This window comes from Rhodococcus sp. NPDC060176 (genome assembly GCF_042728675.1).
GTDB lineage: Bacteria > Actinomycetota > Actinomycetes > Mycobacteriales > Mycobacteriaceae > Rhodococcus_F.
Genome location: NZ_JBHWYS010000005.1, coordinates 188,176 through 209,985, shown reverse-complemented (window position 1 = coordinate 209,985; position 21,810 = coordinate 188,176). Strand labels below are relative to the sequence as shown.

Below are 21,810 nucleotides of genomic sequence, written 5' to 3'. Positions count from 1 at the left end.
GGGGTCCCGCGCTGACTACCCAGATTTCGGTCATTCAAGACAAACCGCCCAGACAATGAGACGGCCGACACATCTCTCCCCGGAGATACGTCGCCCCTCCCCTGAAATACGTCGATGCCCGCCACCCCGGAAGGGGCGGCGGGCATCGACAGGTATTGCTTATTTACCGAGTTTCCTGCGCTGTACTCGGGTACGACGAAGCAGCTTGCGGTGCTTCTTCTTCGACATGCGCTTGCGACGCTTCTTGATCACTGAACCCATAGCGGGTGTCCCTCACGTTCTTCTCTAGCGTTCCTGCGCACGCCGGTCACGTACGCCTGCGCCAAGCAATTTGGCGCCTGGCCCTCGTTTTAACTAGCTCAGCGCCTTACGACACCAGCTTGCTGGTACGACAGTGACTCATCGTACCGGTGTGGACTCACTCGGCATAAACCGAGCCTCCGGCACAGCAACCGCTGTGCCCGCGACTCGGCTCACGCCGAGGTCATCCGCTTCGAACCGGCTGGTCAGCCGGCATCGAAGTACGAGGTTTCGAGGTAATCGTGCACTGCCTTCGCATGTACACGGAACGAACGGCCCACTCGTACAGCGGGCAATTCGCCACTGTGCACCAACCGGTACACAGTCATTTTCGACACCCTCATCAAAGTTGCTACCTCAGCAACAGTGAGGAATTGCGTGCCGGCCACTGCCGGCTTTCCGTCGTGGGACGAACCCATGGACGGCTTGTTTGCAGACACCATTAATCCACATACCTCCAGCACGACTCGCGCCGCCGGCTTCCCCTCCGGCGGAACAGACACGTACGTACTAAGTCGAGCTTAGCTGTACTGGTGGGGTTAAAGCGACGGGTGTGGCTAAACGGACGACTATTCCGCAGCTGCACCCATCGCGGCCGAACGCGTCTTTGCTGCATCCAAGGCATCGAAGAACGCCGTCCGCAGGCCGCCCGCTTCGAGCTGACGCAGTGCTGCAGCCGTCGTTCCGCCCGGTGACGTCACCGCGGCGCGAAGATCCGTTGCGCTGTCGCCGGTGCGATCGAGCATCGCTGCGGAACCGACCATCGTCTGCACCACCAATTCGGTAGCGACCGGGCGCGTCAGGCCGAGACCGACTCCCGCGTCGATCATCGCTTCGGCAACCAGGAAGAAATAGGCCGGGCCGGAACCGGAGACAGCAGTGACCGCGTCGATCTGCGATTCGGGAACAGTGACCACCTTGCCGACGCTGCCGAGGATGCCGCGTACAAGCTCGAGATGCTCGGCCTTGACGTGGCGTCCGGGTGACAGAACGCTCACGCCCTCCCCCACCAACATGGGGGTGTTCGGCATGACGCGGACGACCGGGAACCCTGCCGGCAGACGCGTTTCGAAGAACCCGGTGGGGATTCCCGCCGCGAGAGAAACGATCAACTGCTCGAGGTCACCGTCCAGATCGACCTTCGTCAACGCGGTGAGCGCTGATTCGACGTCGTTGGGCTTGACCGCGATGACAATGACGTCTGCACCCTCCGCAGCATCGGCGACCGTGCTGACGCGGATGGAGTATTCGGCAATCAATTCGTCTGCGCGAGGCTGATACTGCTCGGCGACAACCAGATCCTTGATGGCGTGGCCGGCCTGCAACAGCCCGGAGATCAGCGCCTCGCCGATCTTGCCGCCACCGATAATCGCAATTCTTGTCATGGCGAACAGCCTGCCACGACCGCAGCGATCGACCCTAGCGGGGCATCATCGCCAATTGACGACTCTGGACGACGACTGCGCCCGTCGAATCGAGAACTGCGTGGTCCTCTTCGAACCACGTGCTGCCCAGAACATCCGAACTTGCTCGCACACGAAGCCATCCCGGCGTCGGCAGTCGGCGCAGGTACGTCGTCAACTGCACTGTCGGCGCCCACCCGAACAAGCCGCGGTTCATCGTCACCGGCGCGCTGATGTCACCTGCCATGATGGCGAACAGCACAGCGGTGTCGAGATCGTTCTCGTCCTCGGGCCGGGGGCGGACCCACATCCTGACCTCGGCCTCGCCTTGGCTCCCGGTGAGGAAGTGCGCCGAGGTGGTGTCGATTCGCATGTCGCAACCCTGCCCGACGTGCACGACCTGAGCCATCGGATGATCGCCGATGACGGCCACCGCACTCTCCGGCGGTTCCGGTGACATGTCGTCGATCGACGAGGCAGTGACAAATGTCGGGTCGCCGTCGTCCGGGAATCCGAGCGTGACCGCCGCGCGAACAGCGCTGCGACCGGCCTGGCTCAATTCGACGTCGAACAACGCGACCTGCCGTCCCTGCTTGCGGACGATCACCTCCAAGTCGACTTCACCGGGGTCGGGGGCGGAGAGATAGTTGGCGCTCACAGCGAGTGGCTGCATATTCAAAAGCGAGTCGTTCTCACCTGCGCCGTCTCGCAGACATTGACGCGCCGCAGCAGCACACACGGCCATCATGGAGCCGCCGTGCACCTTCGGCCCGATGGTCCAGATCGGGTCGATCGTTGCGGTGTACCGCCCGTTGCCGAGCGAGGTGAGGCGATTGAGATCTTGAAAGGGGCTGGTGCTCATCGATTTTCCTGTTCAATGCTTTCTCGGTGTTGCGGGAAATGTCGTGCGGCCAAGTCTTGGTGCGCCAAGCGTCGCAAAGCTGTCAGGACGGGTTCGTACATGGCGGTTCCGAGGACCGCATAGCGAATGCCGTCCTCGGTCGAACTGGTAGGCATCAGCTCGATTTCCACTTCGGCGATCCCTCGGATGTGCTCGCCGTAGGCGCGCAATCGCTCGTCCGAGAGGCTCAGTCCGGCATCCTCGAGGCCGATCAGTGCCCGCTCGAGGTGCGCAACCGCCACGTACCTCGGCTCGAAGACCTGACCGAGAAACTCCAGAACCTTGCGAGCTCTGGGGAACTCTGGATCCGGTTCAGGTTCGATGTAGGGCGGTAGTTGTGCGATCGCGCGGCCGAAAGTCTCGAATTCGGATCGCTCGTCACTGACCACCAATTCGAGCACCGCGCGAATCCGTGGAATCGCGAGTCCCGCCCCGGCCAGGGCCCTGATCAACGCGAGTCGTTGGACGTGCTGTTCGCCGTACCTCGCTCCCGTTGCGCTGATCGGCTCACCAGGCATCAGCAGACCTTCACGGAGGTAGTACTTGATCGTGGCCAGTGCGACGCCGGACTGCGCGGCCAGTTCGGAAACCTTCACTGCTCCTCCGTCGCTCCAACTCGCTCGGCCCATCACTGGATAGTGATGCTATCCAATGGTGGCCGAGCATCGGTAAGGAGGACACGCCTTGCGCTAGGGTTGAACCTTCTTTGCGCACACCACCAGAAACTTCCGAACGGAGCGAACAGGCGGAATGACGGATTTGCAGTCGGAGGCTCAGCCCGACGAACAGTGGCGCATCGTCGAACCACTGGCGCTGACTCCCCTGCTCACCGCCGCACTCGAGGTGTTCCATGAACTCGGCTACCACGGAGCATCGGTTCGCGACATTGCCAAACGCGCCGGCGTCACCGTGCCGACACTGTATTACCACCACGGCAACAAACAAGGCATCCTCGTCGCACTGATGGAACCGGGAATCGAGAACGTCACCGCGCGCGCGAGCGCTGCTGTCGACGCTGCCGGCCCGTCACCGACGACACAGTTCGGCAATCTCATCGAGGCGTGCGTCCTGCACATGACCAGTCGCTCCGACATAGCTTTCCTCGATTCCGAACTCCGATACCTCGAGGACGCGGAACGAAAGAGCTACGCGGCCAAGCGAAAGAAGCTCGAGAACCTACTCGTCGACGTACTGACGGCAGGCGTCGAGAGCGGTGAGTTCACGGTCCCCGACATCACCGGAACGGGCCGCGCACTGCTGGGCATGTGTCAGTCCGTCGTCCTCTGGTATCGACTCGACGGACCGCAGACTCCACGCGAAGTCAGTGTCCTCTACCGCGAGATAGCCCTGAAAGCCGTCGGCGTCACTTCTTGATCACTGATCTTCCCGGCATGTCCGATTAGCCCTTAACTGACGAACGTCACACCTGTCGGCTGACACCGAAACCGGGACGCGCCCACGGTCGCGGGTCCACACTTAGAAGCAGAGATGCGCGGGGTGGATCCGCAGACCGAGGGAGTTCTTGACGTATGGCCAACAGCAATCCATTTGTTCCTCCTAGCGCGGTCGACGTCGACCTTTCCGCGGTCGCCTGGGGGGCGAACCGCACGATGTCCGACTTCGAGACTGGAATGTGGCGGATGGAAGAAGCGCAGCCGCAACTGCGCTCACCGATCGTTGCGGTGGAGGTTCTCGATCGCGCCCCGGACTGGGACCGTCTGCTCGACGCAGTCGAGTGGGCATCGCACGTGGTTCCGCGCATTCGTATGCGAGCGGTGGAACCGGCGATGCAGTTGGGCAATCCGGTGTGGTCCGTCGATCCGGAGTTCGACATCGGCTATCACCTACGACGGGTTCGCTTGCCTGCACCCGCGGATTTCGATCACGCGCTGCGCATGTGTCGCCACCTGGCCACCGAACCCTTCGACAAGGCTCGGCCGCCGTGGAGCGCACTGCTCATCGAAGGTCTCGACGACGGTCGCGCCGTGTTCGTGGTCAAGACTCACCACTCCATCACCGACGGCATGGGGGGCATCCAGATGATGACGCTCCTACACAGCAGGCGCCCGGATCCCACCCCGAACAAACCCGACCGCACACCGCCCGCCCCTGAGCACCTGTCTTCGGTAGGCGCCTTCGGCGAGGAGGTCGTCAGCGAGATCCGGCGGACGCCCTCGCGGATCGCCAAACTGGTCCGCGGCGCCACCAATGTTGCGACGACGGCGATCTCGAGTCCGATCACGACGGCTTCCGAGGTCCTCGGTTACGCCAATTCACTCCGCAAGATCGTCACTCCCCCAGCTCGTTCCGGTTCCCCGCTGCTCCACGATCGTGGTCTCGGACGGTGGTTCGGAACTCTCGAAGTGGGTGTTCCAGAGCTCAAGGCCGGGGCGAAAGCTGCCGGCGGTTCACTCAACGACGCGTATGTCGCTGCCTTGCTCGGCGGCTTCCGTCGCTACCACGAAGCCTTCGGACAATCCGTCGACAGCATTCCGATGGGTATGCCGATCAGTATGCGTACCGGCGCGGATGCCAACGGAGGCAACCGGTTTGCAGCAGTTCGCTTCAACGGTCCGGTCGCCGAGACCGATCCGGCCAAACGCATCAGGCAGGTACGAGAAATCGTCCTGGGTCTGCGTGAGGAACCGGCGTTGGACGCTCTCGACGTCGCTGCCCCGATCCTCGCCCGCCTGCCAAATTATCTGCTCGCGAACTGGTATCTGTCCCAGTCGACTGGACTGGATCTGCAGGCGAGCAATGTCGCCGGCGTACCGGTGCCGGTGTATCTCGCCGGAGCCAAGATCGAGCGGATGTTCCCGTTCGGCCCGGCTCCCGGCTGCGCGGCGATGGCAACGCTGGTCTCCCATGTCGGGGTGTGCTGTATCGGAATCAATCTCGACACCGCTGCGATCACGAAACCCGCCTTGCTGATGCAGTGCCTGCAGGAGAGCCTGGACGAGATCGTGGCTCTCGGAGTTCCAACGGAAGGTGCGTGAGTCATGAGTGAAAACACGACCAACCCGCGCGTGTACCTCACCGAAACCATGACAGAGGCCGAGGCCGGTGTACTGCGAAAGTGGCTTGCCGACAAGGCAACCGCATCCGAAACGCGGCCGGTCACCGTCAACATTACCGACAAGACCCTGGCCGAACTGGCGGCGCGGACCGACGACCCGATGCTCGCGCCGCTTCGCGTTGTGTGGATCCCGGACACCCATACCAAACACAACGTCGCGGTGCGGGTGCGCGATGCACTGGCACCACGCGACCCCCTCCACCCCGGACGCGGCGCGCAGCGCAGAACCCTGCGCACCGACCCGTCGCGGTGCCAGGTCATCGAAGGTGAACCCGCGCCACTGAGCGATCTCGAGCGTCGACTCGAAAAGAGCGGTGGCGGTTCGCTACCCGAGTTCATCCGTCGTCAGGCGGCGCTGGCGCTCGAGCGCGCCGAGTTGGGCCTACTGGGTGGCCAGTACAAGGTGTCGCGGTTCGTCGTCGACGAGATCACCGACACCCGCCGGTTCGCCACCGAGGTCATGGCTTTGGCCGACCGGTTGAACATCGCGGTCGCCGACGTCGATCGTCGTGCGCGTGAAGCTCTCGAAGAAATGGTTGCCACCCAGAGTCGCCAAGCCATCGCGGTGTGGGATCGCCTGGGCCGCTACTTCGCTCGCGCCTACAAGCTGGACGTGGACACGAGCCGCTTCGAGGAACTCCGTGAGCTGAACAAGGAACACTCACTGGTCTTCCTTCCCAGTCACCGTTCGTATCTCGATCCCCTCGTTCTGCGTCCGGCGTTGATCGCGAACGGCTTGCCGCTCAATCACGTCATGGGCGGACTCAACATCAGCTTCTGGCCCATGGGCTCGATCCTCAAGCGCAGCGGCACCGTCTTCATTCGTCGAAGCATCGGCAACGACGAGGTCTACAAGTGGTCGATGCACGAGTACATGCGCTACCTGCTGACCAAGCGCTTCAATCTGGAGTGGTACATCGAGGGTGGACGCGGGCGCACCGGGAAACTGCGCCCGCCGCGCTTCGGTCTCCTGACCTACCTGACCAAGGCTTTTCAGGTCAGCGGCGCATCCGACGTGTACCTCGTCCCGGTCGCGCTGAGCTACGACCAACTCTACGAAGTCGGGGCCATGGCGGCCGAGGCGCTCGGCGCCGAGAAGACACCGGAAGGCCTACGCTGGATGGTGGGTTACGTACGTGCACAGGGCAAGCGCAACGGCGTCGCGCACGTGACCATCGGCAGGCCGCTCTCACTCGCGGACGCACTCAGCCAGGAAACCGACCAGCGCCTCGCCATTCAAAAGGCCGGAATCGAGGTGTGTCACCGAATCAACGAGGTCACGCCGGTGACCGTGTCTTCGCTGGCGATGTTGGCGTTCCTCGGAATCGAAGACCGGGCGTTGACCGTTCGCGAACTCACGGCGATCCTCACGCCGCTGTTCGGGTACATCACCGCGCGCAACCTTCCGATCGCCGGCGACGTCGAACTGTCCGATCCGCGTGTCATCGAGAAGGCGTTGCAGACACACGTCGATTCCGGTGTGCTCGAGCGCTTCGATCGCGGCGGCGAGCAGGTCTTCTACCTCGGCAAGGACCAGCATCTTGTCGCTGCCTTCTACCGCAACAACACGATTCACTTTCTTGTCGTGCGTGCCATCACCGAACTGGTACTCCAGGCAGCCGTCGAAGAGCGGTTCGAGGATCCCATCGGGGACGGGTGGGCCGAGGCCAAGCGCATCCGAGATTTGTTGAAATTCGAGTTCTTCTTCAGCGACCGGGACACATTCGAGCAGGAGATGCGGACCGAGCTGACGTTGATCGACCCCGAGTGGGAAACCGTCATGGCCGACGACAAACGAACCGAGCACATGATCGAGACGGTTCGCCCGTACCTCGCGCACCGCGTGCTCCAACCGTTCCTCGAGGCGTACCAGGTTGTCGCCGATCAGCTTGTGCTCGCGCCGATTTCGACGTCGTTCGACGAGAAGTCGTTCATCAGCAACTGTATCGACGTCGCACATCAGCGTCGACTGCGGCAGCAGATCGCCAGCAACGAATCCGTCTCCGGCGAATTGTTCGCCACCGCACTGAATTTGGCGCGCAACCGTAACTTGATCGAAGTCGACGACGACGGAGTCCGGGCCCGGCGCCTGGCATTCGCTGCCGAGATCAAGGTTCAGGTCGAGCGCCTGCGTCACCTTCGCGCACTCGCGCATGCGCGACTCGATCAGGTGGCGATGCCGGTACCGGACGCCGCTGCGGTAGTGACCATTCCAGAAGCAAACCGAGCGCCCGCCGCGAACGAGGAAGTAGGACTGTGACCGGACTCGAGCGTCTGCACTCCGCCATCGAAGCCGCCCCGCCCGGACCGGGAACGATCGCCGCCTTCGATCTCGACGGCACCTTGATCAGCGGGTACTCGGCCAGTGTCGTGTACCGAGACCGCCTGCGACGCTTGGACATCAGCGTCGGTGAACTGTTGCGCACCACCGGTGCCGCGATCGACACGCAGTTCCGTGGCGCTGATGTCGGAGCACTGATGGACATCGGCGTTCGCGCCCTGGGCGGCCGGACCGTCGAGGAACTGAACGACTGGGGCCGACGGTTGTTCAAGCAGGAGATCGCCGCGATGATCTACCCGGAAGCACGCGGGCTTCTGGCTGCGCACCGGCGCGCCGGCCACACCATCGTGATGGCCACGTCGGCGACTCCGTTCCAGGCCAAATACGTCGCCGAAGATCTCGACATCGAAGACGTGCTGTGCACCGAACCCGAAGTCGTCGACGGAATGCTGACCGGCGAACTGTCCTCACCCGCTCTGTGGGGTCCGGCCAAAGCCAATGCCCTTGCGGGATATGCCGAGACGATGGGCGCCGACTTGAAGAACGCGTTTGCGTACTCCAACGGCGTCGAAGATGTTTTCATGCTCGAGGCCGTCGGGCGACCTGTCGCACTGAATCCCGACCGTGGTCTGGCCAAGATCGCATTGCGCAATCACTGGCCCTCGGTCGGCCTGCGTAAACCGCAACGTGGCGCAACACCGATCTCCACGATCCGAACGGCGACGGCCATGGGCGCGCTTGCTGCCACCGCCGCCCTCGGTGCGTCGGCAGGCATTGTCACCGGGAACCGTCAACTGGGTGCGAACCTGGTCGGCACGTACGGCCCCGACATCTCGCTCTCACTGCTGGGCATCGACGTCGAGATCGACGGCGAGCACAACGTGTGGGATCACCGTCCGGCGGTATTCATGTTCAATCATCAGAGTTCCCTGGACATGTTGGTCCTGGGCACCGTGATCAAGCGTGACGTGACCGGCGTCGCGAAGAAGGAAGCGGCAAGCGATCCGCGGTTCATGCCCGTCGGCGCACTGCTCGACGTCGCCTACATCGACCGCACGGACACCACCAAGGCGAAGGCCGCATTGCAGCCGGCGGTCGACAAGCTGAAGAACGGCGTCTCGATCGTCATCGCTCCGGAGGGCACCCGTTCTCCGACACCACGCCTGGGCCCGTTCAAGAAAGGTGGATTCCACTTGGCGATCCAGGCCGGTGTGCCGATCGTGCCCGTGGTGATTCACAACGCGGGCGAAAGAATGTGGCGCAATTCGCTTGTCGCCCATCCGGGCCCGGTCTACGTCTCGGTGCTCGATCCCATCTCGACCGAAGGCTGGGAGACCAAGGACCTCGACGCGCACGTCGAGAAGGTACGCGCGCAGTTCGAAGCTGCGCTACTTGCCGGCCACCGCTGAACGTGCCAGGTGCTCGCGTGCAAACGCGAGCGCCTGCGCCAGCATCGACGACCGCTCCCGCCTGGTGCGCGCGTTCTGAGTGTTGATCTCGATGACGGCCTGGCCGCTGAATTCGCTCGCGGCCAACTGCTGACACAACTCCGCGCACGGCTGTGAACCATGCCCGGGGATCAAGTGCTCGTCCATCGACGCCCCGCGACCGTCGGCCAGATGCAGATGCTCGAGTCCCCTACCCATCCGGGAGGCCAACTCCAAGGCATCCATGCCCGCCGTCGCGGTGTGCGACAGGTCGAGTGTGTAGTGAGCGTGATCGGAATCGGTCGGGTCGTACGACGGGCTGAATGCCGACAGCGCCGCGCCCGGACCGCCACGTTTGCGTAGACGCTCCGCAGACTTGTCTTTACCGCCGAAGAAGCTGTCCGCGCGCATGGGGAACATGTTCTCCACCGCCACGACGACGCTGCTCTTCGATTCGAGGTCGACAACCTGTTCGGCGAAGCCTTCGGCGTACTTGCGCTGCCACCGGAACGGTGGGTGGACGACCACCGTCGTCGCACCCAAGGTTTCGGCGGTGCGAACCGAACGCTCGAGTTTCTCGACCGGATCGGATCCCCACACGCGCTGCGAAATCAGCAGACATGGCGCATGCACAGCCTGCACCGGGATCGCATATTTGCGAACGAGGGCAGCAACAGCACCGACGTCCTGGCTGACGGATTCGGCCCACACCATCAGTTCTACACCGTCGTATCCGAGATCGGCGGCGTAACGAAATGCTGCTTCCGTGTTCTCCGGATACACCGAAGCCGTCGACAAACCGACGGCTATCGGCCGACGAATTCTGCGCTGCGATCCCCCGATCATCGTCCGATCAACCCGAAGTCAACAAGAACGCCAATGGACCGAGCGTCACGATCATGCCGACGACCACCGCGATCACAAAACTCGTGATGTCGTCCGTCTTGCGCAGAACCCGCACGACGGCCACCAGGCCGACGATCACGATCAGCGCGAGCACCAACGCCACCCACGGCAGCATGTCCCACAGCTTCTCGAAGCCCTTGAACATCGCGCCGCCGACGATCAGTGCGATAACGACCTGACCGGCAAGCACTGCCCATTCACGGATCGAGTTACGTTCGCCGGCCTCTTCCGCGGCCGGTTCGGCTTCGACATCAGTCTCGGGCTCAGCGACGGCAGTGGACTTTTTTGCACTGTCAGTGACTGCCGGCGCCTTGACCAGATCGACCACTGCGGTCGATTCGGCCTCGGTGGAATCCGCTTCTGCGATCTTGTCGATCAGTTCGGTGCTGTCGTCCGGAGCGGCCGGAGCAGGTGTCTTGGCGACGGGAGTGGGGACACGCGGCGGCAGGATCGGCGGACGCAACGACGGTGACTGGGTTGCGGCACGTTCCTGACGCATCAGGTCACCTGCCAGGGTCTGACCCGACAGCAGTGCCGGTTCCTGCGTTACCTGCGTTGGCGACGAGGAGTTGAGCGGAGCCCGGCTCACCCACTGTCCTGGCGAGGACTTCGAGGTCTGTCCTGGCGAAGGTGTGGAAGTCGGCTTCGGAGTCGTGGTCGGCGGCGCGGCAACCGGCTTCGACTCGGCCTTGGGTGCCTGCGGCTCGTCGTCATCGTCGTCGTCGAAGGAAACGGCGAAAGCGGCAGTGCGGTCGGCGGGAACCTTCGGTGCCGGCGCGGTGGGCTTCGCGGTTTCCGCAACAGCCTCGGCCGGTGCAGCAGTTTCAGGCGCTGCGGTTGCCGGCTCGGACGCTGCTGGTTCGGCCGACTCGGGCTCGGCTGCCGCGCGCGATCCCGACTGGCGAACGATCGGGATCTCACCAGTCAGTTCGGCGACGGAGATGCCACCGGCTACGCCGCGCCGGCGTCGTCCACCTCGGGATTCGACGCTCTGACCGTTCCGCTTGAGCAGTTCCGCTACGGAAATCTGCTGACTGTCCTCGGTCATCAAGCACTCACCACCAATTCACCGCCCATTTCTGTGTCGAGCTTTCGCAGAATCAGACCCTCACGCAGTGCCCAGGGACAAATTTCCAGTTCGTCCACTCCGAGCGCCCGCATGGTTGCCTCTGCGATGAGCGCGCCGGCCACAATCTGCTGTGACCGATCCGAGCTCACTCCTTCCAATTCTGCACGGTCCGCTGCCGTCATCCTGGATATGAAGGCTATGAGTTGCCTGAGTCCGCTGGAAGTCAGGGTCCGTTTGGCCCGGGGGCCTGCGGCAGAAGGGGCCGCGCCGGTGAGCCGAGCCAGCGATCGGAAGGTCTTCGACGTCCCGACCGTGCGGTCCCAGTCGCCGGCGGCGCGCAGTTCCTTGGCTGGTCCAACCAGCTCCGCGTCCAGCCAGTCGCGCAGGACTGCGACCCGGCGCTTGCCCGGCGGATCGGCCTGGAGCCAGTCGCGCGTCAACCGTCCGGCACCGAGTTGCAGCGAGAAGGCGACGTCCGGATCCTCGTCTCCACCTGCGGTGAGTTCGAGGGAGCCGCCGCCGATGTCCAGGTTCAGGATGCGTCCGGCGCTCCAGCCGTACCAGCGGCGCACTGCCAGAAAGGTCAAGCGGGCTTCGTCGACCCCGGAGAGAACCTCGAGATTGACTCCGGTCTCCGCGCGAACGCGGGCGAGCACGGCTTCGGAATTGTTGGCGTCACGGACGGCGGAAGTGGCAAAAGCCATCATTTCCTCGCATCCGGACGTCTTGGCGATACCGGCGAATTCGGAGACCGTCGAGACCAACCGATCGGCTCCTGACGTGGTGATATCGCCGCGGTCGTCGGTGTTCTCCGCCAGCCTCAACGTGGACTTGGTCGAGCTCATGGGTGTTGGGTGGCCGCCCCGATGGGCGTCCACAACCAATAGATGGACGGTATTGCTTCCGACGTCGAGTACCCCTAGTCGCACATCGCCACGTTACTGGGTCTACCGTCGGCCCTTGTGACAGCAGGTAACCCAGACCGGTCCCACAAGATGACTCCGAGCCCCGAGGTCGATCTCGATTTCCCGCGCGAATGGGTCGAATTTGTCGATCCGGAGAACTCCGAGCACCTCATTTCCGCTGATATGACGTGGTTGCTCTCGCATTGGACCTGCGTGTTCGGCACGCCGGCATGTCAGGGCATCATCGGCGACCGCCCGGACGACGGCTGCTGCTCGCACGGCGCTTTCCTCTCCGATCAGGAAGATCAGGACAAGCTCGATGCGTCAGTGAAAATGCTCACAGCCGAAGACTGGCAGTACATGGAAAAGGGTCTCGGCAAGAAGGGCTACGTCGAAGAAGACGACCTCGAGGACGAGCCCGCGCTGCGCACCCGCCGCTACAAAGGAGCGTGCATCTTCCTCAACCGGCCGGGTTTTGCCGGCGGCGAGGGCTGCGCACTGCATTCCATGGCGCTCAAGAAGGGCATCGAGCCACTCGAGGTCAAGCCCGACGTGTGCTGGCAGCTACCCATCCGCCGCACTCAGGACTGGGTCGACCGGCCGGACGGCGTGCAGATCCTCAAGACCACGATCACCGAGTACGACCGCCGCGGCTGGGGTGAGGGCGGCGACGACCTCGCCTGGTACTGCTCCGGCTCCCCCGACGCTCACGTCGGGGAGCGGCAAGTCTGGCAGTCCTACGGGCCGGAACTGACGGAGCTTCTCGGAAAGCGCGCGTACGACGAGCTGGCTCGCCTCTGCAGGCGTCGCGCCGGCCTCGGCCTCATAGCGGTCCACCCGGCGACCACGATCGCTCAGAACAAAGCTCAGGGCTGACTCCACGCAAACCGAAAAATTTCAGCCGCTCACACGATCGTGTGAGCGGCTGAATTCTCTCTCGACATTTCTTCTCGACGAGGTTCGATCACGCTTCGAGCTTGTAGCCCAACCCGCGGACGGTGACCAGGTGTTCCGGCTTGGCCGGATCGGATTCGATCTTCGAACGCAACCGCTTCACGTGTACGTCAAGGGTTTTGGTGTCACCGACGTAGTCGGCTCCCCAGACGCGGTCGATCAGCTGTCCGCGGGTCAGCACCCGGCCGGAGTTGCGGAGCAGGTACTCGAGGAGGTCGAACTCCTTGAGCGGCAACGTCACCGGGTTACCGGCCACCTGCACGACGTGACGCTCGACGTCCATCCGTACCGGTCCGGCCTCGAGCACACCGTTGTCGGAGGCGAGGTCTGCCTCGTTCTCCACCCCGCGGCGCAGCACCGCACGGATGCGGGCGATCAGCTCGCGCGCCGAATACGGTTTGGTCACATAGTCGTCCGCACCGAGTTCCAGGCCGACGACCTTGTCGATCTCACTGTCGCGCGCCGTCACCATGATGACGGGAACGCCTGAGCGCGATCGCAGCGCCTTGCAGACGTCCGTACCACTCATGCCGGGCAGCATGAGGTCGAGCAAGACGATGTCCGCGCCGGAGCGGTCGAATTCCGCCAACGCCGACGGTCCGTCGTTGACGATGGTGGTCTCGAAGCCTTCCTTGCGGAGCAGGAACGCCAGCGGGTCCGCCAAGGACTCCTCGTCCTCCACGATCAGCACACTCGTCATCGTTTGGCCTCCATGCCGTTTTCTCTACTGCCTTGTTCTCGTCTGCCGATCCGCGTGGAACCGGCGGTTCCCGCGTCGTCAGAGTCGATGTCGTCGTCCGACTCCACGTGTGCCGGTATCTGCAACGTGAAGGTAGACCCTGTTCCCGGTTTGCTCCACAGTTCGATGGAGCCGTTGTGATTGGCCGCGACGTGTTTGACGATCGCCAGCCCCAGACCGGTTCCACCGGTCTGCCGTGACCGCGCCTTGTCCACGCGGAAGAATCTCTCGAACACTCGCTCCTGATCCGATTTCGCGATGCCCTCACCTCGGTCGGTGACCGCGATCGCGACATTGTCGCCGCGCACCGACCGACTGACGGACACCGGAGAACCTTTGGGCGAGTATGCAATAGCGTTCTCGATGAGGTTGGACAGTGCAGTCACGAGGAGGGTCTGATCCCCGAGCACCTCCAGCCCGCTCGGATGGTCGGTGGTGACGGTGATTCCGGCGGCCTCGGCCGACAGATTCGACCGCGACAGCGCCTCGGACACCACCGTGTCGACGTCGACCACATCGAGATCAGGCAGCTTCTCGGCACCTTGCAGACGCGAGAGTGCGATCAACTCGGTGACCATCTTGCCCAGACGAATCGACTCACCGAGCACCCGTTCGCCGAAGTGGCGCACCGATTCCGGGTCGTCGGCAGATTCGAGCAGCGCCTCCGCGAGCAGACTCATCGCACCGACCGGTGTCTTCAGTTCGTGGCTGACGTTCGCGACGAAATCGCGTCGGGTCGCCTCCATGCGGACCTGCTCGGAATCGTCGTCGGCGAACAGGACCACGAAGTTGCGGTCGTCCTTGCTGAGCAGCCGAGCGGTGCCACGAACGGCAATCTTGTCGCGGCCGCGCTGCGCGGTCTGCGCTGTCAGATCCACCTCGACGGTGTGACCTGTCCGCAGGACTTCCTGCGCTGCCCGCCACGCTCGCTCGTCGACCAGACGATTCTTCACCAGGCCGAGTTCTTCGGCGCGAGGGTTGAAGAGCACGACGTCATGGAAACCATCGACGACGGCGATACCGCTTTCCGAAGCCAACACGATGAGGTCGAGAACCTGGGACATCGTGAGCCCGGTCTGTTCGTCAGAGCGCTGATTCTGGCGCGACGACAGCCTTGGCACCAGCACCCCGCCGACGAGGTAGCCGACCAAGCCGGCGACCACGACCAGCAGCACTGCAATCACGACACTCACGGCGCAATCGTACGTTCGCGCGAAGAGTCGGTTACGGCGGGTTCGGACGTTCCCACCCGTGTAATCCGCCAGGTGGACGGCGTTGGTTCGTCGTTCATCTGTTGTTGGCCGAGGCCCCCCGAAAACACTGTTCGGGGGGCCTCGACGCACATCATCGGGTTGCTACTTTCCGCCCTGATTCGCCACCGCGGCGGCGCCGGCAGCGGCGGCCTCCGGATCCAGGTAGGTGCCGCCAGGATTGAGCGGCTTCAGGTTCTCGTCGAGGTCATACCGCAGCGGGATTCCGGTCGGGATGTTCAGGCCCGCGATGTCCTCGTCCGAGATGCCGTCGAGGTGCTTGACCAATGCACGCAGCGAGTTGCCGTGCGCGGTGACCAGCACGTTCCGGCCGGCGAGCAGCTCCTGCGAGATGGTGTCCTCCCAGTACGGGATCAGACGCTTGACGACGTCGAGCAGGCACTCGGTCAAGGGAACCTCGTCGAGGTTCGCGTACCGAGGATCGGTGTCCTGGCTGTACTCGCTGCCGGCTTCGATGGCGGGCGGCGGGGTGTCGTAGCTACGACGCCAGAGCATGAACTGCTCGTTTCCGTACTCTTCCTTGGTCTGAGCCTTGTTCTTGCCCTGCAGGGCGCCGTAGTGGCGCTCGTTGAGGCGCCAGTCGCGAACTACCGGGATCCAGTGGCGATCGGCCGCATCGAGCGCGAGATTAGCGGTGCTGATCGCGCGGCGCAGAAGCGAGGTGTAGAGAACGTCGGGCAACAGGTTGTGCTCGGCGAGCAGTTCGCCGGCGCGCTTGCCTTCGGCCATGCCCTTGTCTGTCAGGTGTACGTCCACCCAGCCGGTGAACAGATTGAGTGCATTCCATTCGCTCTCGCCGTGGCGGAGCAGGACCAGGGTTCCGATACTCATGGCGTTCATCCTGGCACGAGTACCGGAACCCTTCTTGGTCAACCCTGTCTGGAAATCAGCTCGGGGCTACTTCCGCAGTTCGCAGATCCTTGCGGAGGATCTTTCCGGCCGCGGATTTCGGCACGGTGCTGATGAACGAAACCTGGCGGACCTTCTTGTGCGGCGAGACGCGCTCGGCGACAAACGAGATCACGTCGGCTTCGGTCAACTCGGCGCCGTCCTGGAGAACGACGAATGCCTTCGGAACCTCTTCGCCCTCGGCGTCGAGCACACCGATCACGGCGGCGTCGGCGATCTGCGGATGCGTCAGCAGCAAAGCCTCGAGTTCGGCCGGGGGAACCTGGTAGCCCTTGTACTTGATCAGTTCCTTGAGGCGATCGACGATCTTGACGACGCCGTCTCCGTCGACGGTCGCGATGTCACCGGTGTGCAGGTAACCGTCGTCGTCGAGGGTGTCCTTGGTGGCCTGGTCGTTGCCGAGGTAGCCCACCATGATGTTCGGGCCCTTGCACCACAGTTCACCGGGCTCGCTGACCCCGTCCGTGCCGAGTGCCGGGTACGCGACCTCTTCGCCCGTTCCCGGGTCGACGAGCTTGCATTCCATGTTGGCGATGGTGGGACCGCAGGTGTCGAGCGCGATGTCGTCACGATCGAACGGGATCGCGTGCGAGACCGGGCTCATCTCGGACATGCCGTAGCCCTGGCGGACGTGGCAGTTCAAACGGTCTGCGACGGCCTTGCCGAGCGCCGCGTCGAGCGGGGCCGCACCGGAGAAGATGGTGTGCACGCTCGAGAGGTCGTACTGGTCGACCAGCGGGTGCTTGGCCAGCGCGACGGCAACGGGCGGTGCGACGAAGATGTACGTCGACTTCTGCTCGGCGACGATCCGCAGGAACTCGACGAGATCGAACTTCGGCATCGTGATGAGGGTCGCGCGGCGGTACAGCGCCGCGTTGAGCAGCACCGTCATGCCGTAGATGTGGAAGAACGGCAGGACCGCGAGGATCTTGTCGTCGGTCTCGATCCCCATCCGCGGGATTATCTGGCAGACGTTGGCCACGAGGTTCCGATGGGTGAGCATGACGCCCTTGGGCCGGCCGGTGGTGCCCGATGAGTACGGCAGAACCGCGAGCTGGGTGGCCGGGTCGAAGGAGACATCGGGCGCCGCTGCACCCTCGCCGAGCAGATCTCGCAGCGACAGGTGGCCTTCGGCTCCGTCGAGCACGAACACGTTCTCAGCGGGGATGCCGACCTGATCGGCGGCTGCCTTGGCCTGCGGCAGCAAAGGCGAGACCGTGAAGAGGAATTTGGCCTTGGAATCGGTGAGCTGCTTGGCGATGTCCTCGGCGGTGTAGAGAGCGTTGATCGTGGTCGCGACACCACCGGCACGAAGGATGCCGTGGAAGACGGAACCGAAGGCCGGGACGTTGGGCGAATGCAACCCGACCACGTCTCCGACGGCGAGTCCACGCGCAGCGAGAGCGCCTGCAACGCCGTTGATCTGTGCGATCAGCGATGCGTATGTGGTGACCGCGCCAGAACTGCCTTCGACGAATGCCGTCTTGTCGAGGTCTGCGGGGTCGGTGTTTCCGAACAGGAAGTCGTAGACGCTGAGGTTGGGGATTTCAACGTCGGGGAACGGACTCTTGAAGCTCACTGTGCTCCTCGAAAAGTTGCGCGGCAGGGTGGTGTGACCAACTTACTGTGACTCACGGGAACAGTATTATTCCGTGACGACAGTCACAAATAAAGGCCACTTTACGTGACACATCAGCGATGTGTCTCACCCCGCTCGGTCAGCTTTGCGCGGGCTCCTCCTCGATGAGGTGCTTGAACGGTTCGAGATTCGCCAGCGACTCACCTCGCGACACCCGCCACGCCCACTCACGCTTGATCGACGAAGAGAAACCGAGTTCGAGAATGACGTTGAAATCGCCGTCGGCGGCTTCGAGAACCTGACCGAGCACTCGATCGAGTTCATCGCCGGTCACGGCATGCTCGGCGATCTTGCCGACCAGGTAGATGTCCCCGACCTTGTCGAGTGTGTACGCCACCCCGTACAGACGGCGGTTGCGCTTGAGCAAGAACTTGTAGACGCCTTCGAAGTTCTCGTCCACCTTGCGGCACACGAAGGCCTCGACCCGCACGCCGTGATTGCCGACGGTGAGCAGAGTCGACGTCTTGAGTTTGTGCTCGCCGGGAAGTTCGACGATGAAATGCGCGTCGTCTTTTCTGGTGAACTCGAGTTCGCGCTCGGTGAGGGCCTGCTCGATAGTGTCCGAAATGCTGCTCATGTACGCACTCCCCCGGTCCGGCGCAGACGCCACAGACCCCGCGCACGGCGGGGCGAGAAGTCGCTGGGACCGGTTCCGTTGTTGTAGTTGACTGCGGCTTTGCGATAGCTCTCGAGCAAACCGTCCGCGGTGTGTTCCCACGAGAAATTCTCGGCGTGACGCGGTGCCTGCGCGGCGAGTTCGGCCAAGCGCTTCGGCGTTGTCACCAAAGATTCGAGGGCACCGGCCCAGTCTTCGGTGCGGTGTCCTTGAACCAGCAGGCCCGTCTCACCATTGCGTACGGCTACTCCCAGTCCGCCGACGTCGGCGGCGATCACCGGAGTTCCGCAGGCTTGAGCTTCGATGGCCACCAACCCGAAGGACTCCGAATAGCTCGGCACCGCAACCAGATCCGAGGCACGGTAGACATCGGCGAGACGCTCCGGCGCCTGCGGCGGCAAGAACGTCACCTGCGCTGTGATGCCGAGTGAGCGTGCCAGTTCGATCAATACGTCCGGCCGCGCGAGACCGGTTCCCGACGGCCCGCCGACGACGAGGATGCGCAACGGCAACTCGGGGCGACGGCTGATCACTTCGGCGGCAGCACGCAGCAGAACGTCCGGTGCTTTCAGAGGTTGGATCCGGCCGACGAAAGTCACGACGATCTCGCCGGGGTTCAATCCCAACGACGCGCGGGCGGAATCGCGATCGCCCGGTCGATAACGGGTGAGATCGGCGCCGGGAGCCACGACGTCGATACGCGTGGGGTCTGCGCCGTACAACTCGTGCAGCGCCTTGGCTTCGTCGGTGGTGTTGGCGACCAGCCGATCGGATTCGGCGACAACTTGCTGCTCGCCGATCTGCCGTGCTGCAGGTTCCGGGGTATCCCCCTCGGCCAGCGAAAGATTCTTCACTGCCGCGAGTGTGTGCGCGGTGTGGACGAGGGGCACGCCCCAACGATCGCGGGCCAGCCAGCCGACCTGCCCGGACAACCAGTAATGCGAGTGAATCAGGCTGTAGTACCCGGGTTCGCGTCGCGCTTCCTCCCGAAGAACTCCCGCGACGAAGGCACACAGTTGAGTCGGCAGATCCGCCTTGTCCAGTCCTTCGAAGGGACCGGCCGCAATGTTCCGAACCCGCACTCCGGGAGCGGCGTCCACCACGGGCGCGTCGGCCGAGGACGTCGCGCGGGTGAATATCTCCACCTCGACGCCACGTTTGGCGAGCTGAATGGCGGATTGCAGAACGTAGACATTCATCCCACCCGCGTCACCGGTGCCGGGTTGCGCCAATGGCGAGGTGTGGACCGAGAGAACGGCCACCCGGCGAGGGCGCGAAATGTGCATGGACGTCACCACTCCATACTGCCCCCTCACCGGGCGCGAACTCTAACCGAGGCTCGAGATGAAGGTTCGCACTTCAGACACGAATCGTGTCGGATCCTCCACGAACGGGCCGTGATTGCAGCCTTCCCAGTACGACGCCTGCGACTTGGGAATCAGTTCCTCGGCGTGCTTACCTGCATTCACGTCGACGACGGAGTCCTCGGTCCCGTGCAGAACGAGGACCGGGATGTCCAGGTTGCGGAGCAGGTCGTCGTGACCGACTGCACGGTTGAACAGTGCTGCGCGCACCCGCGGACGCGTCGAGAGGCTGTACCCGAACAAGGCCTGCGACGCTGCACCCTTGCCCTCGGGTGGGCCGGTGAGAGCGTTGCCGAAAGCGCCGAGTGCCCGGATTGCCTCGCGGGGATCTTCGGACATAGCGCCGGGAACCGCACTCCGCATTGCCGAGCCGACCTTGCCGCCCTTCTCACCGCGCCCGATGCTGGTGATCGCACCGACGAGAACCGCACCCGCCACCGCGCCGGTTCCGTGTGCTGCCAGGTAATCGCAGATCACCAGACCGCCGTACGACCAGCCGAGCAGGATCGCGTTCTCGGTGATGCTTTCGGCAGCAAGAACCGCCGCGACGTCGCCGGCCCAGTTCGCGGAGTCGTCGTATCCGGACTCGGGCGCGTCGGAGTAACCGTGGCCGCGCAGATCGACGGCGATCAAGCGGTAGTCCGCTGCCAGGTCCGCGAGGACCTGCTCGCCCCAGCACTGTGACGACTGAGCCCAGCCGTGCAGCAGCACCAGCGGGGTCCCAGCCGGATTTCCGGTTACTCGATAGACGATGGACGTGCCGTCGACGCTGACGGCTTCACGAATAGACATGCCGTCACGATAGAGGCTGCGACTGCGGCGCCGACGGCGAGCATGTAAGCGGAGGAGACGCCGTAGCGGTCGATCAACTGCCCGGCCAGCGCGGACCCGAGCGCCACGCCGACGCCGAGTCCGGTGACCGTCAGGGTCATCCCCTCCGTGAGTTTTTCCGGTGGGACGATCTGCTCGACCAAGGCTGTCGCGATGATGAGCGTCGGTGCGACGGTCGCGCCGGCCAGGACGTACGCGCCCGCAAGTGCGGCCACGTTTCCGACCAGGAGAAGCGGGACGCTGAGAAGGGCGACCGCGGCGGACGCGATCATCAATTGCCCACGCAGCGATCGCGCCGGGTGCATCGATCCGAAGATCAGTCCCGCGATTCCCGAACCGCCGGCGAACAGCGCGAGGACCAGCGTCGCGGAGCCAGGTGAATTCTGTTCCTCGGTGAACGCGATGGCGCCGACGTCGATGACACCGAAGATCGTTCCGAGCATCACCATGATCACGATGACGATCCACATCACGTGGTTACCGAGTACCGACCGTCCGCGGCCGGGTCGACGCGGATGCACCTTCGGCTCGGTTCCGCGCTGAATCACCAGCAGCAAGGTCCCCGTGACCAGCAGAATCAACCCTGCAAGTGGTCCAGCCTCGGGGAAGAGTCCGATGCTCAGACCCACCGAGATGACCGGGCCCGCCACGAAGCAGAGCTCGTCCACCACCGATTCGAAGGCGAAGGCAGTGCGCAGCTGCGGTTTTCCGACGTAGATCGCGACCCACCTGGCGCGAATCATCGCCCCGATCGTCGGGGTGGCGCCGCCGGGAATTACCAGGACGAAAAGCAGCCAGTCGGGGGCTTCCATCCGGACTGCGAGCAAGAGTGCCCCGATCGCGGTGACGCTGACAGCCGCGGCAATCGGCAGGACCGCCCTCTGTCCGAAGCGGTCGACCGCGCGCGAGACCGCTGGCGCGATGATCGCCGACGAGAGCGCAAAAACCGCGGCGAGCGCCCCGGCGAGCGCGTAGTCACCACGAAGTTGCGAGATCATCGTCACGATTCCGATGCCGATCATCGCTATCGGCAGCCTTGCGACAAATCCGGCGGCCGAGAAGGCAACCGATCCCGGGGCCGAGAATATCTCGCGGTAGGCGCTCAGCAGGCCTTTGTTGGTGGATTCGCTCATGTCAGCTTCTCGTGCACTGAACAAGGTTCACAGAGCCGAGGCCGACTCGACAAATCGTTTTCACTGTGCGCTCGGGTTGACCTGTC

The 21,810-nt window shown here is 63.7% G+C and carries 21 protein-coding genes; 5 read left to right on the top strand and 16 right to left on the bottom strand.

What is annotated here, in order from left to right; all coding sequences use genetic code 11:
- Positions 1-159 precede the first annotated feature (159 nt).
- The 5 genes from ACFWEM_RS23475 to ACFWEM_RS23455 form a co-directional block, all read right to left on the bottom strand.
- A complete protein-coding gene (locus tag ACFWEM_RS23475) occupies positions 160-261 on the bottom strand; it encodes a 30S ribosomal protein bS22 (protein ID WP_003402602.1) in 102 nt (33 codons plus the stop codon).
- 245 nt (positions 262-506) lie between these two features.
- Entirely contained in the window at positions 507-743 is a 237-nt protein-coding gene (locus ACFWEM_RS23470; RefSeq protein WP_003941845.1) for a helix-turn-helix domain-containing protein, read from the bottom strand.
- Between the two features lie 126 nt (positions 744-869).
- Complete coding sequence (gene proC / locus ACFWEM_RS23465; protein WP_317825117.1) at positions 870-1,685, bottom strand: pyrroline-5-carboxylate reductase; 816 nt, start codon at positions 1,683-1,685, stop codon at positions 870-872.
- Between the two features lie 34 nt (positions 1,686-1,719).
- Positions 1,720-2,565, bottom strand: a complete 846-nt coding sequence (locus ACFWEM_RS23460) for a thioesterase family protein (RefSeq protein WP_378537534.1) — start codon at positions 2,563-2,565, stop codon at positions 1,720-1,722.
- Positions 2,562-3,200 carry a MerR family transcriptional regulator gene (locus ACFWEM_RS23455; protein ID WP_378537532.1) on the bottom strand — a complete coding sequence of 213 codons (639 nt, stop codon included), beginning with the start codon at positions 3,198-3,200 and terminating at the stop codon, positions 2,562-2,564. The genes ACFWEM_RS23460 and ACFWEM_RS23455 overlap by 4 nt, the downstream gene beginning before the upstream one ends.
- Before the next feature lie 154 nt (positions 3,201-3,354).
- On the opposite strand from ACFWEM_RS23455, the gene ACFWEM_RS23450 reads away from it, so the two are divergent.
- The 4 genes from ACFWEM_RS23450 to ACFWEM_RS23435 all read left to right on the top strand — a co-directional run bounded on the left by ACFWEM_RS23450 (position 3,355) and on the right by ACFWEM_RS23435 (position 9,370).
- On the top strand, positions 3,355-3,978 hold the full coding sequence (locus tag ACFWEM_RS23450) for a TetR/AcrR family transcriptional regulator (RefSeq protein ID WP_378537530.1): 624 nt from the start codon (positions 3,355-3,357) through the stop codon (positions 3,976-3,978).
- 155 nt (positions 3,979-4,133) lie between these two features.
- Positions 4,134-5,600: a wax ester/triacylglycerol synthase domain-containing protein gene (locus ACFWEM_RS23445; RefSeq protein ID WP_378537528.1), complete on the top strand. Its 1,467-nt coding sequence runs from the start codon at positions 4,134-4,136 to the stop codon at positions 5,598-5,600.
- 3 nt (positions 5,601-5,603) lie between these two features.
- Positions 5,604-7,940, top strand: coding sequence for a glycerol-3-phosphate 1-O-acyltransferase (locus tag ACFWEM_RS23440; protein ID WP_378447124.1), 2,337 nt, complete (start codon positions 5,604-5,606; stop codon positions 7,938-7,940).
- Positions 7,937-9,370, top strand: coding sequence for an HAD-IB family hydrolase (locus ACFWEM_RS23435; protein WP_378537526.1), 1,434 nt, complete (start codon positions 7,937-7,939; stop codon positions 9,368-9,370). The genes ACFWEM_RS23440 and ACFWEM_RS23435 overlap by 4 nt, the downstream gene beginning before the upstream one ends.
- Here ACFWEM_RS23435 and ACFWEM_RS23430 read toward each other — a convergent pair.
- Genes ACFWEM_RS23430 through ACFWEM_RS23420 form a run of 3 tightly spaced genes read right to left on the bottom strand, consistent with a single transcriptional unit; the run spans position 9,350 to position 12,292 of the window.
- Positions 9,350-10,234 (bottom strand): sugar phosphate isomerase/epimerase family protein, encoded by an 885-nt coding sequence (locus ACFWEM_RS23430; protein ID WP_378447122.1) that lies wholly within the window; start codon positions 10,232-10,234, stop codon positions 9,350-9,352. The genes ACFWEM_RS23435 and ACFWEM_RS23430 overlap by 21 nt on opposite strands.
- Positions 10,235-10,241: 7 nt before the next feature.
- Positions 10,242-11,342 (bottom strand): hypothetical protein, encoded by a 1,101-nt coding sequence (locus ACFWEM_RS23425; RefSeq protein ID WP_378537524.1) that lies wholly within the window; start codon positions 11,340-11,342, stop codon positions 10,242-10,244.
- The gene (locus ACFWEM_RS23420; RefSeq protein WP_003941975.1) at positions 11,342-12,292 is read right to left on the bottom strand and encodes a Ppx/GppA phosphatase family protein; all 951 of its coding nucleotides are present in this window, start codon (positions 12,290-12,292) and stop codon (positions 11,342-11,344) included. The genes ACFWEM_RS23425 and ACFWEM_RS23420 overlap by 1 nt, the downstream gene beginning before the upstream one ends.
- Before the next feature lie 66 nt (positions 12,293-12,358).
- On the opposite strand from ACFWEM_RS23420, the gene ACFWEM_RS23415 reads away from it, so the two are divergent.
- Entirely contained in the window at positions 12,359-13,144 is a 786-nt protein-coding gene (locus ACFWEM_RS23415) for a hypothetical protein (protein ID WP_378537815.1), read from the top strand.
- Between the two features lie 88 nt (positions 13,145-13,232).
- On the opposite strand, the gene ACFWEM_RS23410 is transcribed toward ACFWEM_RS23415, so the two are convergent.
- The 8 genes from ACFWEM_RS23410 to ACFWEM_RS23375 form a co-directional block, all read right to left on the bottom strand.
- Positions 13,233-13,922, bottom strand: coding sequence for a response regulator transcription factor (locus tag ACFWEM_RS23410; RefSeq protein WP_003942020.1), 690 nt, complete (start codon positions 13,920-13,922; stop codon positions 13,233-13,235).
- The gene (locus ACFWEM_RS23405) at positions 13,919-15,154 is read right to left on the bottom strand and encodes a sensor histidine kinase (RefSeq protein WP_378537522.1); all 1,236 of its coding nucleotides are present in this window, start codon (positions 15,152-15,154) and stop codon (positions 13,919-13,921) included. The genes ACFWEM_RS23410 and ACFWEM_RS23405 overlap by 4 nt, the downstream gene beginning before the upstream one ends.
- 162 nt (positions 15,155-15,316) lie before the next feature.
- Positions 15,317-16,072, bottom strand: coding sequence for a phosphoglyceromutase (locus ACFWEM_RS23400; RefSeq protein ID WP_003941992.1), 756 nt, complete (start codon positions 16,070-16,072; stop codon positions 15,317-15,319).
- Positions 16,073-16,118: 46 nt separating this feature from the next.
- A complete protein-coding gene (locus ACFWEM_RS23395; RefSeq protein WP_378537520.1) occupies positions 16,119-17,720 on the bottom strand; it encodes an AMP-binding protein in 1,602 nt (533 codons plus the stop codon).
- Positions 17,721-17,859: 139 nt separating this feature from the next.
- A complete protein-coding gene (locus tag ACFWEM_RS23390) occupies positions 17,860-18,357 on the bottom strand; it encodes a YbjN domain-containing protein (protein ID WP_003941943.1) in 498 nt (165 codons plus the stop codon).
- Positions 18,354-19,682, bottom strand: a complete 1,329-nt coding sequence (gene mshA / locus ACFWEM_RS23385) for a D-inositol-3-phosphate glycosyltransferase (protein ID WP_378537813.1) — start codon at positions 19,680-19,682, stop codon at positions 18,354-18,356. Before mshA ends, ACFWEM_RS23390 begins: the two co-directional genes overlap by 4 nt.
- 42 nt (positions 19,683-19,724) lie before the next feature.
- Positions 19,725-20,552 carry an alpha/beta fold hydrolase gene (locus tag ACFWEM_RS23380; protein WP_378537518.1) on the bottom strand — a complete coding sequence of 276 codons (828 nt, stop codon included), beginning with the start codon at positions 20,550-20,552 and terminating at the stop codon, positions 19,725-19,727.
- Positions 20,498-21,724: an MFS transporter gene (locus ACFWEM_RS23375; RefSeq protein WP_378537516.1), complete on the bottom strand. Its 1,227-nt coding sequence runs from the start codon at positions 21,722-21,724 to the stop codon at positions 20,498-20,500. Before ACFWEM_RS23375 ends, ACFWEM_RS23380 begins: the two co-directional genes overlap by 55 nt.
- Between the last annotated feature and the right edge of the window lie 86 nt (positions 21,725-21,810).

Excerpts from the sequence above, each read along its gene's own strand:
- ACFWEM_RS23475 (WP_003402602.1), bottom strand. The coding sequence starts at position 261 with ATGGGTTCAGTGATCAAGAAGCGTCGCAAGCGCATGTCGAAGAAGAAG.
- ACFWEM_RS23470 (WP_003941845.1), bottom strand. The coding sequence starts at position 743 with ATGGTGTCTGCAAACAAGCCGTCCATGGGTTCGTCCCACGACGGAAAG.
- proC (WP_317825117.1), bottom strand. The coding sequence starts at position 1,685 with ATGACAAGAATTGCGATTATCGGTGGCGGCAAGATCGGCGAGGCGCTG.
- ACFWEM_RS23460 (WP_378537534.1), bottom strand. The coding sequence starts at position 2,565 with ATGAGCACCAGCCCCTTTCAAGATCTCAATCGCCTCACCTCGCTCGGC.
- ACFWEM_RS23450 (WP_378537530.1), top strand. The coding sequence starts at position 3,355 with ATGACGGATTTGCAGTCGGAGGCTCAGCCCGACGAACAGTGGCGCATC.
- ACFWEM_RS23445 (WP_378537528.1), top strand. The coding sequence starts at position 4,134 with ATGGCCAACAGCAATCCATTTGTTCCTCCTAGCGCGGTCGACGTCGAC.
- ACFWEM_RS23440 (WP_378447124.1), top strand. The coding sequence starts at position 5,604 with ATGAGTGAAAACACGACCAACCCGCGCGTGTACCTCACCGAAACCATG.
- ACFWEM_RS23430 (WP_378447122.1), bottom strand. The coding sequence starts at position 10,234 with ATGATCGGGGGATCGCAGCGCAGAATTCGTCGGCCGATAGCCGTCGGT.
- ACFWEM_RS23425 (WP_378537524.1), bottom strand. The coding sequence starts at position 11,342 with ATGACCGAGGACAGTCAGCAGATTTCCGTAGCGGAACTGCTCAAGCGG.
- ACFWEM_RS23415 (WP_378537815.1), top strand. The coding sequence starts at position 12,359 with ATGACTCCGAGCCCCGAGGTCGATCTCGATTTCCCGCGCGAATGGGTC.
- ACFWEM_RS23410 (WP_003942020.1), bottom strand. The coding sequence starts at position 13,922 with ATGACGAGTGTGCTGATCGTGGAGGACGAGGAGTCCTTGGCGGACCCG.
- ACFWEM_RS23400 (WP_003941992.1), bottom strand. The coding sequence starts at position 16,072 with ATGAACGCCATGAGTATCGGAACCCTGGTCCTGCTCCGCCACGGCGAG.
- ACFWEM_RS23390 (WP_003941943.1), bottom strand. The coding sequence starts at position 18,357 with ATGAGCAGCATTTCGGACACTATCGAGCAGGCCCTCACCGAGCGCGAA.
- mshA (WP_378537813.1), bottom strand. The coding sequence starts at position 19,682 with ATGCACATTTCGCGCCCTCGCCGGGTGGCCGTTCTCTCGGTCCACACC.
- ACFWEM_RS23380 (WP_378537518.1), bottom strand. The coding sequence starts at position 20,552 with ATGTCTATTCGTGAAGCCGTCAGCGTCGACGGCACGTCCATCGTCTAT.
- ACFWEM_RS23375 (WP_378537516.1), bottom strand. The coding sequence starts at position 21,724 with ATGAGCGAATCCACCAACAAAGGCCTGCTGAGCGCCTACCGCGAGATA.